Raw genomic sequence first — 13,777 nt, forward strand, 5'->3', positions numbered from 1 at the left:
GGCTTTTTCGTTTTGGCTGCCCCGGCGATGTAGGGGGAGGGCAACGCAAACCCCTGATTTTTCTGGGTCCGATCTAACTTGCTGAATATTTTGAAAAAAATGCTTGCACAGAAAATCGAGTGCCCCTAATATACGCCCCGCTGTCAGGCACTACACAGATCACCGGCGGTACAAGGGATCTGAAAACAATTTGCAAATCAGTAACTTGAAAGCAAATTGGGGGTTGACAAGCAAAACGAAGAATGTAGAATAGCCGGCCTCAGCAGCGACAACGCTGAAGAGTTCGAAGCTAACACAGACTTCGAAGTTGTACGAAGTTCAGTTCCGCGATAGCTCAGTCGGTAGAGCAAATGACTGTTAATCATTGGGTCCCTGGTTCGAGTCCAGGTCGCGGAGCCAATTTCGGGGTGTAGCGCAGTCCGGTAGCGCGCCTGCTTTGGGAGCAGGATGTCAGGAGTTCGAATCCCCTCACCCCGACCATTTTCCGGGTCGTTAGCTCAGTTGGTAGAGCAGTTGGCTTTTAACCAATTGGTCGTAGGTTCGAATCCTACACGACCCACCATGTAAAAAGGGCATCTCGAATGAGATGCCCTTTTTCTTTTGCCTCGAATTTATCCAAACGTGACATCGCCAGCTTATGGAAGTGGATTCACCCGCGAGAGCGACGTTGAATTCACTCCGTATTCGCGGGTAAACCCGCTCCCATACGTCACGACAACGCCTGTCAGCGCCACTTCATAATATTTCGGGCATTGCCCGGCACTGGCGCACAAAAAAAACACCTTCCGGTGCTTTGATGTCCATCGCCTCCCCTTGTGGGAGGGGCACCCGCGAGAGCGACGGCGAATTCACTCCCGTATTCGCGGGTAAACCCGCTCTCACACGTCACGACAACGCCTGTCAGCGCCGCTTCATATATTTGGGGTATTGCCCGGCATTGGCGCACAAAAAAAGCACCTTCCGGTGCTTTGATGTTTATCGCGGCCCTTGTGGGAGCGGGTTTACCCGCGAAAGCGATAGTCGATTCACTATCGTACTCGCGGATAACCCCATTCCTCCAAGTGAGGGCCTGGCCTGTCAGTGCAGCTTCAGGCGCGGCTCGGTACCTCGGCCAATCTTGCTGCCCAGCATCATCAGTGCCGTGCGGAAGAATCCGTACAGCGCCATCTGGTGCATCCGGTACAGCGACACATAGAACATCCGCGCCAACCAGCCTTCCAGTTTCACGCTGCCCATCAGGTTACCCATCAGGTTGCCCACCGCCGAGAAGCGCGAGAGTGAAACCAGCGAGCCGTAGTCCTTGTACTCATAGGTCGGTAGCGGCTTGTTCTCCAAGCGAGCCTTCAGGCTCTGGGCAAGCATCGAAGCCTGCTGGTGCGCGGCCTGGGCCCGTGGCGGTACGTTGCGGTCGCTACCTGGTTGCGGGCAGGCGGCGCAATCGCCGAAGGCAAAGATGTTGTCGTCACGGGTGGTCTGCAGGGTCGGACGCACCACCAGTTGGTTGATGCGGTTGGTCTCCAGGCCATCGATGTCCTTGAGGAAGCCCGGCGCTCGGATACCTGCCGCCCACACCTTCAAGCTGGCCTGGATCACTTCGCCGGAGGCCGTCTTCAAGCCATCCTCGGTCACTTCGCTGACCGCCGCGTTGGTCATCACTTTCACCCCGAGTTTTTCCAGGGTCTTGTGCACCGGCACGCTGATGCGCTCGGGCAGGGCGGGCAGCACGCGAGGGCCAGCTTCGATCAGCGTGATGTGCATGTCCTTGGGCTGGATGCGGTCCAGGCCGTAGGCCGCCAGTTCGTGGGCCGCGTGGTGCAGTTCGGCGGCCAGTTCCACACCGGTGGCGCCGGCACCGACGATGGCCACGCTGATCTTTTCGCTGGCTACATCCCCGGCATGGGCACGCAGGTAGTGGTTGAGCAACTGCTGATGGAAGCGCTCGGCCTGCTTGCGGGTATCCAGGAACAGGCAGTGCTGCGCCGCGCCCAGGGTGCCGAAATCGTTGGTGTTGCTGCCCACCGCGATGACCAGGGTGTCATAGCCCAGGGTGCGCGCAGGCAGCAGCTCGCGGCCCTCTTCATCGAGGGTCGCGGCCAGTTGGATCTGTTTGGTCTCACGCTCCAGGCCGCTCATGCGCCCCAGCTGGAAATTGAAGTGATTCCACTTGGCCTGGGCCACGTAGTTCAGTTCGTCTTCCGAGGAGTTCAGCGAGCCGGCGGCCACTTCGTGCAGCAGGGGCTTCCAGATGTGCGTGAGGTTGGCGTCGACCAAGGTGATCTCGGCCTGCTTGCGCTTGCCCAGGCTTTTACCCAGGCGGGTCGCCAGTTCCAGGCCGCCGGCGCCGCCGCCGACAATCACGATGCGATGAGTCATGGGAATATCTCATAAGGTTTAAGGAATTCTTGGCCCCAAGGGCCGGCCGCGACAGGGGCGAGGGGAGGGCGAGCGCAAGGCAGCTCATAGCACCAGTCCACTCAACAGGCGGCTAAGCAGGCCCAGGCCGATGGTCACTGCCACCACCACCACGAGGAGCAGCAAAGGCCGGAATGGCTTGCGCTCGACTCGATGCTGAGGGGCTTGCAGGTATTCATCGACACGACGCTGATCTTCTGGATTCAAGCGGCTGGTCATGGTGGGCCTCGTCAGATAGACGCTTGTGACTGCGTAAACACCACAGGGTTCTCGCAAGCACTTGATATCGAATGATAATGCTTTCTATCACTGGCGCCGAGTGTACGCCATCGCAAAGACTCTCGGCAGTGGATCAAAGACTGATACCGACATCGAAGACGATGCTGCGCCCCAGGTTCCCGCGCAGAAAATCCGGCGCATCGGGATGGGCGAACAGCACCCGCGCGAAGGTCGGCCCCACCAGCGACAGCGAGCGCCAGCCCTGGCGCAGGTATTCGGTGGGCGGCGGGAAGTGGCTGTTGAGGTCCAGCACCTCGCGTTTGAGGCTGGCGAAGGCGATGATGTCCAGCTCGCTCAGGTCCAGCCCGCGTTCCCGGTAGTTGTGCGCCTTCTTGCGCAGGGTTGGGGCCAGGCGCCCGAGCAGCTCCTGGGCGCTGATCCGCCTTGGCCGGGCCTCGCGGCGCACCAGTTGGCTCAGGGAAAACGCACTGCGCCGACGCTGCAGTTCTTCGCGCCATTCGTCATTGAGTCGGCGCCCTTCATCGAGCACGAAGAACACCTCGAAGGCTGCATCGCGAAACAGCACGTCGGGCGGCTCCTGGCCTGCGGGAGTGAAGTCCTCGCTGCGGTAGGCGATGTTCAATCCTTGCAACAGGCGCTGGCACACCCAACGCTCTCGTTCCCATTTACGGGCGTTGGAGAGAAAGGCATTGGCTTGTTCCGCCTGGATGGTAAGCAGGCGCAGGTAGTCTGAGTCATCCATGGGAACAAGCTTAGTCGTTAATCCATGACGGTAAGATGCTGTTTGTGCGTAGGAATCCGGTGGCCAAACGATAGCCCCGGCAATCGGGTGTAGACTCGGCCTATCCACGACCGTCCGAAGGAGCGAACCGGTGATCAGTGCGCAGGTCCTGTCCACCACCAGCCTGACCCTGGGCTGGCTCGGCTACGTGCCCCTGTTGATCTGGGCCCTGAGCCGCACGCGCTGGGTCGAGCTGTTCAGCGACAGCCGCCGGCAGCACCTGCTGTTTGGCACGGTGTTTGGTCTGTTCGTGCTGTGGTTGGTGCGACGCGACTTCGACACGGGCGTGTCCTACCACTTCATCGGCATGACCGCCGTGACCCTGCTGCTGGACTGGCCGCTGGCGATCCTCGGCGGTTTCCTCGCCCAGTTGGGATTGCTGGCGCTGGGGCGCCAGGACCTGGCCGCCTTGGGCGTCAACGGCTTGTTGATCATCGGTCTGCCGGTGCTGGTCACCGAAGTGTGCGCGATCCTGGTCGAGCGCGCCCAGCCGCGTAACCTGTTCGTCTATATCTTCTCCGGGTTCTTCGCCGCAGCCTTGTCGGCCTTGTTGTGCGTGCTGGCCGGGCTTGGCCTGTTGTGGCTGGACGGGCGCTTCGCCATGCCGGAATGGCTGTCGGACTTCATCGGCTACCTGTGGCTGATCATCTTCCCCGAGGCCTTTATCAATGGCGCGGTGATCAGCGCGTTGGTGGTGTTCTGCCCGGAATGGCTGGAGACGTTCAATCGCACCCGATATCTACAAGCGCCTTGGAATGATGACGAACCCCAGTGACGTGGCCGCTGTAGGAGCGGCCTTGCGTCGCGATGGGGCGCAAAGCGCCCCTTGCCAAATCCGCGATCCTGTTTCTCGAAAATTGCTAGAAACTTCTTCGTTACATGTTCTTCCGAAATGCCGGTAGTCCATTTCCGATTTGCTATTTTTGCTGCCTTGACGCCATTGCGATGCCTTTCCCCAAAGCCTAGTCTCGCTCAGTACTACCCATTATGAGTCTTTTGATCAGTCTCGGAAGTTGCCAAGGAGAAGGTGAGTATGTCTGTTGATGCGTTTATCCAGATCGATGATATTGCTGGTGAAGCACTGGACGAAAATTACAATAACTGGATTGAAATCACCGGGTACAAGTTTGGTGTCAGCCAAAGTACCTCTGCCACCGCGAGTTCTGCGGGCGGCGCATCGTCAGGGCGTACTACCCTGACCAATTTCACGTTTATCAAGTATCTGGACAGTGCCAGCTGTAAGTTGATGGAGGCCAGTTGTGCCGGTCAGCACCTCAAGGAAGTGAAACTGGCGCTTTGCCGGGCGGGTGGTAAAAAACTCAAGTACTTCGAGGTCATTCTTGAAGAGGTGATCATTGCCGACTATGCACAGGAGGTGAGCGCCGGCGTGCCCATGGAAATTGTGCAGCTTAATTATGGCCGGATTAAGACGACCTATACTCAGCAAAAACGAATTGATGGCAGTGGCGGGGGAAATGTGGCAGGCGGATGGGACCGAATCGCTAACAAAAAATACGCGTAAGGTCATCGCATGTCTGAAGCCCGGTATTTCATAAATCCTAAAACACAGACCTATGACTCTCTCAAGGCTAGTCTAGATTTTTCAAAATATGAGAGTGCCAAGTTTGATGTCCTGAATGCGCATGTTGTAAATAACGTGGTAGGGGTAGGTGAAGTGGTCATCATGGGTGATCCAACCACGCCTTCCTGCACCAGCCAAGAGGCATACTTGATGAAAAAAGCGGCCGATACGCATGCATCTTTGCTGCTCACCGGCCCTGGCGGCGACGATTTCCTTCTGGACAACCTTGATTTGGTAAAAAGCTTGCTTGCCCATGCCTCATTGGGGATTGGCGCGACCAGCAGCGCCTGGAGTAAGCATCTTGATGGAATCAGAGCCACGCTTCTGGAAATCGAAAAGCTGTACCAAGAGTATCTGCGCAGCGCTACCCTTAAGGCTCGCAATGAGTTCTATACCAGACGCACCGCTTTGTTCATGAAGCTGGAAGCGCAACTGGACAATATGGCTGCTTATGGCTCCAGATTGCGTCGCGAAAGTTCGGTCAAAAGAATGCTGAATATTTCAACTAAAAGTTATCTGCACACGGGAGAGATCGCGGGATATGCTGAAAAGATTTCGGGTGTGGCAAAAGCCAGCAAACTGCTTAGAATGGGCACGCCGATTGGTATTTCGCTGGACGTGACGGCAACGGGGTTGTCGATCTATAAGGCTTGTACTTTAGGTCGTGAAGATCAGTGTAGGGAGGCCAAGTATGTCGAAGGAGGTTCGTTGATCGGTAATGTGGGAGGGGGCGCTATTGGCGGCGGTGCTGGTGCTGCTGCAGGGACTTTTTTGTGTAGTGTGGTAGTTGGTATCCCCACTGCGGGTACAGGTGCTTTTGTCTGTGCCGTTGTGGGTGGAGCCGCTGGTGCTGTAGTTATGGGTGAGACATTAGGTGATATTGGAGGGGACCTTGGGCAGTTTTTGTATGAAAAGGTAGGCGGGTGAATATAGTGGATATTATTTGGATAAAAATGGTTTTTTTTATCTTGATGGTGTTTGCCTGTTTTACTTTGGTTTACCTTGCGCATCGTTATGTTGAGTACTTTGAAGCGCTATTGCCAGGTAGTGCTTTGATTGATGTGAATAAGAAGAATTTCGCTCACGCAGGGCTGCTTGGAAAAATGGTGCGTGTCTGTTTGATCGCATTGATGCTGAGTATTCCAAGGTTTTGTGTGCGTAGAAATTTTTTGAAAATGGAGGAGGTTGACCGCTTTCCCATTGGTTTCAGACGTGTGCTTGTGGGTTTGTGGTGTCTAATTGTGTTTTTAATACTTGGTGTGCTTTTTATAAATAGCCCTATATTTATGCTTTTTGATGATTAAATTTCTTGGTTTTTATGGTGACTGCAAGCCGCGATCGCGATGGGGCGCAAAGCGCCCTTCGCAGATCGGCATTCAGCGCGGCACTGCGATCAATGCCGCGGCTCCAAATCCCCGGAATACAACTCATCCTCCGACTCCTCCGAAGCCGGAATCTTGTGCTCCTCAGCCGCCCAAGCGCCCAAGTCGATCAGTTTGCAACGATCAGAACAAAACGGTCGAAACGGGCTCTTCTCGCTCCATTCCACAGGTGCCCCGCAGGTCGGGCAGTCAACGGTCAGTGGCTGGCTCATGGTTGGCCTCCTCGTAAAGTCAGGTAAAAGTGATGCAGACGGTCGATCTGCTCATGCAACCAGCCCAGTTCCCGGTCGTTGACCACCACGTCATCGGCATGGCGCAGCCGCTCTTCTCGGGCGGCCTGGGCCTTGAGGATCGCCTGCACTTGTTCGGGGCTGGTGTTGTCGCGGGCCAGGGTGCGTTGGATCTGCAGCTCCTGTGGCGCATCGATCACCAGCACGCGCTGGGTCTTCGCGATCTGGCCAGACTCCACCAGCAGCGGCGACACATAGATCGCATAAGGCGATTCCGCCTTGGCCAGGTAGCTGAAGATCTCCTGGCCGATCAGCGGATGCAGCAACGCCTCCAGCCACTGGCGCTGGGCGGGGTCTGCGAAGATCAGCTTGCGCAGGGCGGCGCGGTCGAGCTGGCCGTCCTCCTGCAATACGCCCGCGCCGAAGCGCTCGACGATGCTCGCCAGCGCCGGCCGGCCAGGCTCCACGACCCAACGCGCCGCCTGGTCGGCATCGACCAGATGTACACCCAGCTCGACGAATCGCTCGGCCGCAGCGCTCTTGCCGCTGCCGATGCCGCCGGTGAGCCCGAGAATCCAGGGGGTAAATGCCGCAGTGGTCATCAGTGTCCAAACAGTTGCATGTAGGAGACGTATATTTCATCACCCCAGAGCACTGCGATCCAGCCCGCAATGGCCAGATACGGCCCAAATGGCATGGCCGAGCCCATGGACGCCCTGCGCAAACCCAGCAGGCACAGGCCCATCACCGCCCCCACCACCGACGACAACACCAGCGTCAACGGCAGCACCTGCCAGCCGCCCCAGGCGCCGACCAAGGCCAGCAGCTTGAAGTCGCCATAGCCGAGCCCTTCCTTGCCGGTGAGCAACTTGAATACCCAATACACCGCCCAAAGGCTCAAATAGCCGATCGCCGCGCCCCAGAGCGCATCGGGCAAGGGCGTGAACAGGCCAAAGGCATTGCACAACAGGCCCAGCCAGAGCGTGGGCATCACCAGCACGTCGGGCAGCAGTTGGTGATCTGCATCGATCAAGCTCAGGCCCAGCAGGCACCAGGTCAACAACAGCGCGAACAACGCTTGCAGCGACGGCCCAAGCTGCCAGGCCACCACCACAGAAAGCACTGCGCAGCCTAACTCCACCAACGGATAACGCACGCCAATGGCAGCCTTGCACGCCGAGCAGCGCCCGCGCAGCCATAGATAGCTCAGTACCGGGATATTCTCCCAGGCGCGAATGCGATGGCCGCAATGGGAGCAGCGCGAGGCCGGCAGGCACAGGTCGAAGCGCTCATGCGTCACCACCGGCAGGCCCAGCACCTCCTGCGCCTCGCGCAGCCACTGGCGCTCGAGCATGATCGGCAGGCGGTAAGCCAGCACATTGATGAAGCTGCCGACCAACAGCCCCAGCAGCCCGGCAAAGGCAAGAAACAGCACCGGCTGATCAGCGAAAACAGTCCAAAGATTCATGTCAGACCAAGTTACCCAACTGGAAGATCGGCAAATACATGGCCACCACCAGGCCACCTACCACGACACCAAGAACCAGCACGATGGCCGGCTCCAACAGGCCGGTCAACTGGTCGAGTGCCTGGTTGACTTGTTCCTCGTAGTGGGTCGCGGCCTTGTTGAGCATCTGGTCCAGCGTGCCACTGGACTCACCGATCGCCACCAACTGCACCAGCATCGGCGGAAACAACGCATCCGCTCCCATCGCCTGATGCAGCCCCTGTCCATTGCCCATGCCCTGGCGCAACCGCCCAATCGCCTGCTCATGCACCGGCCCACCGCTCACCGCCGCCACCGTGCCCAGCGCATCGAGCAGCGGCACCCCAGCCCCGTAGGCTGTGCCCAGGCTGCGGGAAAATCGCGCCAACGCCGCCTCGGCCAGGAGCGTGCCCAGTACCGGTAAACGCAACACCTGCCGAGATATCCACAGGCGGGCAGGGGCATGGCGCTGATACAGCTGGCGTAACGACATACCTAAGATTGCGAGCACGCCCAGCAACCACGGCGCGTGCCGCCCCAGCGCTGTGGATAAGTCGATCACCCACTGTGTGAACGGCGGCAGCGCCGAATCGAAACTGGCGAACAACCCCTGAAAACGCGGCACCACCTCCAACAGCAACAACGCCGACACCCCCAAGCCCGTCAGCAACAGCAGCAGTGGATACAGCATCGCCTTGCGCACCCGCCGCTGCACCACCCGGCGCCGTTCCAACAAGTTGGCGAGCTGCTCCAGCTGCCGATCCAGCGTGCCGGACTGCTCACCCACCCGTACCAGGTTGCAGTACAACCGATCGAACCACCCCGGGTGGCGCTGCAGCGCATCGGCCAGCCCCAGCCCCGCGCCCACATCCTGTTGCAATTGCGTCAGCAGCCGCCCTAGGTGTTCATCCCCACCGCTGCGCCCCATCACCTCGAATGCCTGCAACAATGGCACCCCGGCCTTGAGCAAGGTCGCCAGTTGCCGGCTGAAGCCCGCCGCATCCGCCTTGCCTTGCCCAGCGGGCCAGCGCCATTGCATCCGGCTCGCCGGCCGCACGCGGGCAGCGCGGATGCCCTGGCGCAGCAACTCGGCCCGCACGAACGCCTGGCTGCGCCCCTCGGTGCGGCCATTGATTTTGTTGCCGTTGATGGTGGTGCCTTCCCAGGCGTACATGCGTGTCGAATGGCTCATGCAAACGTCCTTAATTGCCGCCCCGACAAGCCTCGTAACAGCTTGTCGCGTCCCTGACCGGGCGGGTTTCCCTGTTGCTCACTAGAGTAGTCCAGCGAGCCCGGCCACCTGACGGGCAGGGGTGACAAAAGGTGTCGGTTCGGCTCTACTGCGCGCCTGTCTGCCTAGGTGCCGAGACTGCAACCCAGGCATAGCCGTATCAACAAGGAAAAGCGTTCATGAAAGGGCAACGGGGCATCACCCTGATCGAGCTGATGATTGTCGTGGCGATCATCGGCATCGTGGCGACCATCGCCATACCCATGTACACCAACCAGCAAGCCCGCGCCAAAGCCGGCGCCGGCCTTGCGGAAATCTCCGCACTCAAGACCGCCATGGAGCTGCGCCTGAACGAAGGAAAGGACGTCACCGACGTCACCGCCCTCGGCGGCCAGCCCACCACCACCCATTGCGCCATCACCGCCCGCGGCACCGCCGCCGATGGCACTGCCAGCATCACCTGCACCCTCGCCGACGCCCCCGCCAACGTGCTCGGCAAAACCCTCACGCTCACCCGCTCCAGCACTGGCTGGACGTGCATCACCAACGTGGAAGCAGACCTCGCCCCGACCGGGTGCAAGGCCTCCTGACCCAGGTGCCGGGGGAGGGGGAATAAGCGAGGCGAAACAGGCGTTTGCGTAACCGCCACGGCAGTGGTAGCGTTGCGCTCACGCCGGTGTAGCTCAGTCGGTAGAGCAGCGCACTCGTAACGCGAAGGTCGTAGGTTCGATTCCTATCCCCGGCACCAGTAAATACAAGGCATCCAGCCGAATCACCGTGACAGCAGCGAACGGCGTGACAGCAGGGTGACAGCAAAGGGAAGCCCCGCACAGAGACGATCTGGCGGGGCTTTTTCGTGGGCGCCACAAAATGGCGGGGGCTGGTTTCGTGGCGCGGCCTGGGTCAAACCGGCGATTCGCCGGTTTTGTCGGAATACCCGGTATTACGGGAATTTCCCGTATTCAGACCAGCGCAGTTTCGCGCCCGTTGACTACGGACGAATTTCGTACGAAGTGGGGTTGGTACGGAAAGCGTCCCGACCTACTACGAAAATTTCGTAGTGGAACCCAGGTGGAACCTAGTCGGTTCTGAGTTCTGGATTTCAAATCCAAAAGTGTCTCAGAGACAGGTTTGTATCGACGAAATTCGTCGGAACAAGCAGCCGGACGCCAGGCGTACGCTTGGTGCACGCCGCGTGGACAGTTGGTCAAAAGTACGAATTTCGGACCTTTGCCAAAAGAACGTTTGCCGTTGATTTGCCTGGGTGTGCAGAAAGATTGCACACCTGGTCACCAGTGGTGGATGGCTCCGAACGGAGCCAAGGAAGGCACAACATCAGGGCACAAGGAAATGGCTCCAGACCATGCTCCACGCGACCTACAGGCGAATCAAACTACGTGCGTTTCAAACCCCATGTGGATTTGAAGTCTGGATGGCTCCGAACCGAGCCATGACCCAAAACTGGACCATCCAGAGATGCCCTAAGTTTTCGGGACATCTCATTCAGGTGAATGACATGCGGGATTTTCCCGGATGTACTGGCCTGTTCGATCAACGGGGTGGGCTTCCTACAATGCAGGGAGTTGGCGATCAATTCTGGCAGCCTGCCAGAATTGTCTCCCCCCGCTGGGGGATCACATCGGATGTGACCCCTTCAACCCCCAGCGGGGGTCGGACGCCTCAATTTTGAGGAGATGGGGTAGCGGATCGCTAGGGCATGGGGATCGGGAAACGCTACCCCCTTCAATCCCGCCCAGTCTTGCACATGAGTTCGATCCGCCGGCGGCGAGCGTCTGGCAGCACGGCGGTGATTTCGTACACCTTCTCCCCTTCGCGTATGCGCCAGCTCGATACCATGTCGTCGCGGTACCGGATGCGGATGCGGAACACGGTCTGCGACTGGGGCGCCTGGGCCGCGATGAACTCGCTGCCGCTGATGCTCTCGATATCGGCCCACTCCCGGCCCACCAGCTCCCAGGTGCGAACGAACCCGCCGTACTGGTCGCGCACGTCCACGGGGCGCTCAATCGTCACCGGGTAGCGCAGCTTACCGGCCTGCATCACAGCACCGCCATCGAGCGATACGGCGCCAGCAGCATGGCAAAGGTCGTGCCCTCGGTCAGCGTGCGGTCGCCCTGGCGTTCGCGGTTCTCGTACAGGTCGCCCACCAGCAGCAGGACAGCGGCGATCACGGGTGCCGGCATGGGGTCAGGCAGGCCGTCACCCAGAAGTGCGCCCACATGCACCTCGGCGGCGAGGATCAGCACCTCGATGTAATCGTCTTCCTCGTCGTGGTCGACACGCAGATGCAGCTTGGCTTCTTCAAGGGTTACGGTGCTCATACGAAAAATACCTCGGTATCAAGATCGGCGGGGGCCTCGGCCACCTGGGCGGCGCCGAACGCCATGGCCAGGGCCTGCAGGCCGTCGATGCGGCCGGTGCGACGGCTTTTGTCCAGCTTGCGGTTGCCGCTGGGGTCTTTCACCGCCACAGCATTGGCGGCGCACAGGGTCAGTACGGGGTGGCCACCGTGGGCGATACGGCCATTCAGCAGCTCAGCCTCCAGAGCGTCGAGGGCTGGCGCCATATCGCGGAAGCCTTGCCCGTGCGGCACCAGGGGCAGCTCCAGGCCCAGGCGTTCCAGTTCCTTCTTGAGCACGTCGATGCGCCAGCGGTCATAGGCGATCGCCGCCACCTCGCAGTCGCTCAGTATTTCGGCCATGTCCAGGGCCACCGCTTCCAAGTCAACCGTGGCGCCTGGCGTCGTGCGGATGTACCCCTGGCGCACCCACATGTCATACGGGGCGCGGTCCTTCTGTGCTCGGTCGAACAGGCCCTGCTCGGGCGTCCAGAAGTACGGACGGACCTGCCACACGCCATCCACCTTGCCGATCAACACCAGCGCCGTCAGGTCGGTTCGGGCCGACAGATCGAGGCCCGCATAGACCAGGCCCTCGAACGGGTCAGGCGCGGTGTCGCAGGCCATCCACACGTCAGGGCTGATGAATGGGCTGTCGAGGCTCACGCGCTGGTTAAGCAGCAGGTTGCGGGCGGTGTTGCTCATGCTCGGCATGCGCTCGGCTTGCTGCATCTGCTCCCGCAGGTCTGTCTCCGACCGGAAGATGCCCAGGGCCGGGTTGGCCGCTCGCCAGCCGTCTTCGTCCATCAGGTCGCAGCCCGCTGGCGCCGCGTACAGGCGGCACACGATCTTGGGGTCATTGCTGCGCAGGGCGTCGTCAATCCACTGGCTCAGCAGGTCGGCGTCGTTGGCTGCCTGGGTACTGATAGCGATCAGCAGCGGTGCCGAGTGAGCGCCCTGGCTGGTGGTGATAGCGTCCACGAAGTCGGACTGCGGGCCGCGAATCTGGCCAATCTCGTCCAGGATAGCCAGCACCGGGGAAAGGCCATGCGCGGTCTTGCCATCGGCGGCCAGGGCGCGGAACTCGGTGTTCAGGTTCAGCCCCAGCAGACGCTTGCCGCTGGGCACGATGCGGACGATCTTCGACAGGGCGGGCGATAGCTGAACCATCTTGGCGGCCAGGTTGAACACCAGGGCGGCTTGGTCGCGGCTCATGGCACCCGACACAAGCTGGCTGTTTTGCTTCGCCTCGGGGCCGACCAGGTGCGCCAGCAGCAGGCCCGCGATCAGGCCCGACTTGCCGTTCTTCCTGGCCACACTGAGAATGGCCCGGCGAGTGCCCACCGGGTTGTCGTACACGTCGCGGATGAACTGGCGCTGGAACTCAGCCAGGCACAGAGGCTTACCCACGTCTGCGCCCTCGGGCGTCACGCAATAGCGCTCGATGAACGCGATGATCTTTTCGGCGCGGGTCATTGCAGTGTGCTCAGGGTCGGGATCAGGTCGTCATCCACATGCTGCCGGGCCTCACGCTCGAGCGCGGCGCCCTTGTGGATATCCTGGGCTTTGCCCACCGTGGCGATGGTGGCCACCATGAGCTGGCGCCCGATGGCCAGCGACCGCCGCGTCATCTTGTCCAGCAGCTCACAGGCCGGGTTCACCTTCCCCTCGACCAGCATGCCGTCGCGGTCGATGCTATCTTGCAGCGCCTCGATGTCGGCATAGGCCCGCGCCAGGTTCGCCGCCAGCACCAGGTCGGCGTCGGTCCAGGTGTCCCGTGGGCGAGCGGTCACGATGGCATCCCAGAACGGCCTGTCAGCATCGCGCACGCGGATGTGCGGCGGTGGCTGGATTGGACCGACAGCCACGGCCTGGCTCGCGGCTACGGCGGCCTTGGCGCTGTCAGATCGGGGGCGGCGGGGCGTGGTCTTCATGTTTTTGGGCAGTTAGCGAAGAAAGAGAGGGGGGCGAGCGGTCTAGCTCCGCTCGGTTCGTCGTGATCTTTCGATGTTCCAGTGGTGGTTGGGGTCGAGCGGGATGCCGTTCACGTCGCAGCCCCGCGTGGTGCGCTTGC

Annotated in this window: 16 protein-coding genes and 4 tRNA genes; 9 read left to right on the forward strand and 11 right to left on the reverse strand. The window is 60.3% G+C overall.

Annotated features, from left to right (window positions below; translation table 11 throughout):
- The first annotated feature begins 323 nt into the window (after positions 1–323).
- The 3 genes from ACNFCH_RS24200 (at position 324) to ACNFCH_RS24210 (ending at position 562) form a co-directional block, all read left to right on the forward strand.
- Positions 324–399 (forward strand) — tRNA-Asn (locus ACNFCH_RS24200).
- Between the two features lie 4 nt (positions 400–403).
- Positions 404–480 (forward strand) — tRNA-Pro (locus tag ACNFCH_RS24205).
- A 6-nt stretch (positions 481–486) separates the two neighbouring features.
- A tRNA-Lys gene (locus ACNFCH_RS24210) sits at positions 487–562 on the forward strand.
- 515 nt (positions 563–1,077) lie between these two features.
- Here the strand turns inward: ACNFCH_RS24210 and ACNFCH_RS24215 are convergent.
- The 3 genes from ACNFCH_RS24215 to ACNFCH_RS24225 form a co-directional block, all read right to left on the reverse strand.
- Complete coding sequence (locus ACNFCH_RS24215; RefSeq protein WP_337160275.1) at positions 1,078–2,373, reverse strand: NAD(P)/FAD-dependent oxidoreductase; 1,296 nt, start codon at positions 2,371–2,373, stop codon at positions 1,078–1,080.
- 84 nt (positions 2,374–2,457) lie between these two features.
- Positions 2,458–2,631, reverse strand: a complete 174-nt coding sequence (locus ACNFCH_RS24220; protein WP_043209647.1) for a DUF3094 family protein — start codon at positions 2,629–2,631, stop codon at positions 2,458–2,460.
- Between the two features lie 133 nt (positions 2,632–2,764).
- On the reverse strand, positions 2,765–3,394 hold the full coding sequence (locus ACNFCH_RS24225; RefSeq protein ID WP_043209644.1) for a DUF1780 domain-containing protein: 630 nt from the start codon (positions 3,392–3,394) through the stop codon (positions 2,765–2,767).
- A gap of 130 nt (positions 3,395–3,524) precedes the next feature.
- Between ACNFCH_RS24225 and ACNFCH_RS24230 the strand changes: the two genes are divergently transcribed.
- The 4 genes from ACNFCH_RS24230 (at position 3,525) to ACNFCH_RS24245 (ending at position 6,319) form a co-directional block, all read left to right on the forward strand.
- Positions 3,525–4,208 (forward strand): energy-coupling factor ABC transporter permease, encoded by a 684-nt coding sequence (locus tag ACNFCH_RS24230; protein ID WP_337160274.1) that lies wholly within the window; start codon positions 3,525–3,527, stop codon positions 4,206–4,208.
- A gap of 258 nt (positions 4,209–4,466) precedes the next feature.
- Positions 4,467–4,955 (forward strand): type VI secretion system tube protein Hcp, encoded by a 489-nt coding sequence (locus ACNFCH_RS24235; RefSeq protein WP_337160273.1) that lies wholly within the window; start codon positions 4,467–4,469, stop codon positions 4,953–4,955.
- A 9-nt stretch (positions 4,956–4,964) separates the two neighbouring features.
- Complete coding sequence (locus ACNFCH_RS24240) at positions 4,965–5,942, forward strand: hypothetical protein (protein WP_337160272.1); 978 nt, start codon at positions 4,965–4,967, stop codon at positions 5,940–5,942.
- A complete protein-coding gene (locus ACNFCH_RS24245; protein ID WP_416744197.1) occupies positions 5,939–6,319 on the forward strand; it encodes a hypothetical protein in 381 nt (126 codons plus the stop codon). The genes ACNFCH_RS24240 and ACNFCH_RS24245 overlap by 4 nt, the downstream gene beginning before the upstream one ends.
- 89 nt (positions 6,320–6,408) lie before the next feature.
- On the opposite strand, the gene yacG is transcribed toward ACNFCH_RS24245, so the two are convergent.
- The 4 genes from yacG to ACNFCH_RS24265 are packed head-to-tail and all read right to left on the reverse strand — an operon-like array spanning position 6,409 to position 9,305.
- Positions 6,409–6,609 carry a DNA gyrase inhibitor YacG gene (gene yacG, locus ACNFCH_RS24250; protein ID WP_043209639.1) on the reverse strand — a complete coding sequence of 67 codons (201 nt, stop codon included), beginning with the start codon at positions 6,607–6,609 and terminating at the stop codon, positions 6,409–6,411.
- Entirely contained in the window at positions 6,606–7,229 is a 624-nt protein-coding gene (coaE, locus tag ACNFCH_RS24255) for a dephospho-CoA kinase (RefSeq protein WP_416744200.1), read from the reverse strand. Before coaE ends, yacG begins: the two co-directional genes overlap by 4 nt.
- Complete coding sequence (locus tag ACNFCH_RS24260) at positions 7,229–8,095, reverse strand: prepilin peptidase (RefSeq protein WP_416744202.1); 867 nt, start codon at positions 8,093–8,095, stop codon at positions 7,229–7,231. The genes coaE and ACNFCH_RS24260 overlap by 1 nt, the downstream gene beginning before the upstream one ends.
- A 1-nt stretch (position 8,096) precedes the next feature.
- Positions 8,097–9,305: a type II secretion system F family protein gene (locus ACNFCH_RS24265; protein ID WP_416744204.1), complete on the reverse strand. Its 1,209-nt coding sequence runs from the start codon at positions 9,303–9,305 to the stop codon at positions 8,097–8,099.
- A gap of 218 nt (positions 9,306–9,523) precedes the next feature.
- Between ACNFCH_RS24265 and ACNFCH_RS24270 the strand changes: the two genes are divergently transcribed.
- Positions 9,524–9,934, forward strand: a complete 411-nt coding sequence (locus ACNFCH_RS24270; RefSeq protein WP_416744206.1) for a pilin — start codon at positions 9,524–9,526, stop codon at positions 9,932–9,934.
- Positions 9,935–10,016: 82 nt separating this feature from the next.
- Positions 10,017–10,092 (forward strand) — tRNA-Thr (locus ACNFCH_RS24275).
- A 995-nt stretch (positions 10,093–11,087) separates the two neighbouring features.
- Here the strand turns inward: ACNFCH_RS24275 and ACNFCH_RS24280 are convergent.
- Genes ACNFCH_RS24280 through ACNFCH_RS24295 form a run of 4 tightly spaced genes read right to left on the reverse strand, consistent with a single transcriptional unit; the run spans position 11,088 to position 13,571 of the window.
- Positions 11,088–11,405 (reverse strand): phage head closure protein, encoded by a 318-nt coding sequence (locus ACNFCH_RS24280; RefSeq protein ID WP_416744208.1) that lies wholly within the window; start codon positions 11,403–11,405, stop codon positions 11,088–11,090.
- Entirely contained in the window at positions 11,405–11,686 is a 282-nt protein-coding gene (locus ACNFCH_RS24285) for a head-tail connector protein (protein WP_416744210.1), read from the reverse strand. The genes ACNFCH_RS24280 and ACNFCH_RS24285 overlap by 1 nt, the downstream gene beginning before the upstream one ends.
- Positions 11,683–13,179, reverse strand: coding sequence for a terminase large subunit (locus tag ACNFCH_RS24290; protein ID WP_416744212.1), 1,497 nt, complete (start codon positions 13,177–13,179; stop codon positions 11,683–11,685). The genes ACNFCH_RS24285 and ACNFCH_RS24290 overlap by 4 nt, the downstream gene beginning before the upstream one ends.
- Positions 13,176–13,571: a P27 family phage terminase small subunit gene (locus tag ACNFCH_RS24295; RefSeq protein ID WP_256721222.1), complete on the reverse strand. Its 396-nt coding sequence runs from the start codon at positions 13,569–13,571 to the stop codon at positions 13,176–13,178. The genes ACNFCH_RS24290 and ACNFCH_RS24295 overlap by 4 nt, the downstream gene beginning before the upstream one ends.
- Between the last annotated feature and the right edge of the window lie 206 nt (positions 13,572–13,777).

The sequence above is a fragment of the Pseudomonas sp. NY15354 genome (assembly GCF_048068075.1).
Taxonomy (GTDB): domain Bacteria; phylum Pseudomonadota; class Gammaproteobacteria; order Pseudomonadales; family Pseudomonadaceae; genus Aquipseudomonas; species Aquipseudomonas guariconensis_C.

What these genes read in the sequence shown, in the direction of transcription:
- ACNFCH_RS24215 (WP_337160275.1), bottom strand. Translation starts at nt 2,373, where the DNA reads ATGACTCATCGCATCGTGATTGTCGGCGGCGGCGCCGGCGGCCTGGAA.
- ACNFCH_RS24220 (WP_043209647.1), bottom strand. Translation starts at nt 2,631, where the DNA reads ATGACCAGCCGCTTGAATCCAGAAGATCAGCGTCGTGTCGATGAATAC.
- ACNFCH_RS24225 (WP_043209644.1), bottom strand. Translation starts at nt 3,394, where the DNA reads ATGGATGACTCAGACTACCTGCGCCTGCTTACCATCCAGGCGGAACAA.
- ACNFCH_RS24235 (WP_337160273.1), top strand. Translation starts at nt 4,467, where the DNA reads ATGTCTGTTGATGCGTTTATCCAGATCGATGATATTGCTGGTGAAGCA.
- ACNFCH_RS24240 (WP_337160272.1), top strand. Translation starts at nt 4,965, where the DNA reads ATGTCTGAAGCCCGGTATTTCATAAATCCTAAAACACAGACCTATGAC.
- yacG (WP_043209639.1), bottom strand. Translation starts at nt 6,609, where the DNA reads ATGAGCCAGCCACTGACCGTTGACTGCCCGACCTGCGGGGCACCTGTG.
- coaE (WP_416744200.1), bottom strand. Translation starts at nt 7,229, where the DNA reads ATGACCACTGCGGCATTTACCCCCTGGATTCTCGGGCTCACCGGCGGC.
- ACNFCH_RS24260 (WP_416744202.1), bottom strand. Translation starts at nt 8,095, where the DNA reads ATGAATCTTTGGACTGTTTTCGCTGATCAGCCGGTGCTGTTTCTTGCC.
- ACNFCH_RS24265 (WP_416744204.1), bottom strand. Translation starts at nt 9,305, where the DNA reads ATGAGCCATTCGACACGCATGTACGCCTGGGAAGGCACCACCATCAAC.
- ACNFCH_RS24270 (WP_416744206.1), top strand. Translation starts at nt 9,524, where the DNA reads ATGAAAGGGCAACGGGGCATCACCCTGATCGAGCTGATGATTGTCGTG.
- ACNFCH_RS24280 (WP_416744208.1), bottom strand. Translation starts at nt 11,405, where the DNA reads ATGCAGGCCGGTAAGCTGCGCTACCCGGTGACGATTGAGCGCCCCGTG.
- ACNFCH_RS24285 (WP_416744210.1), bottom strand. Translation starts at nt 11,686, where the DNA reads ATGAGCACCGTAACCCTTGAAGAAGCCAAGCTGCATCTGCGTGTCGAC.
- ACNFCH_RS24290 (WP_416744212.1), bottom strand. Translation starts at nt 13,179, where the DNA reads ATGACCCGCGCCGAAAAGATCATCGCGTTCATCGAGCGCTATTGCGTG.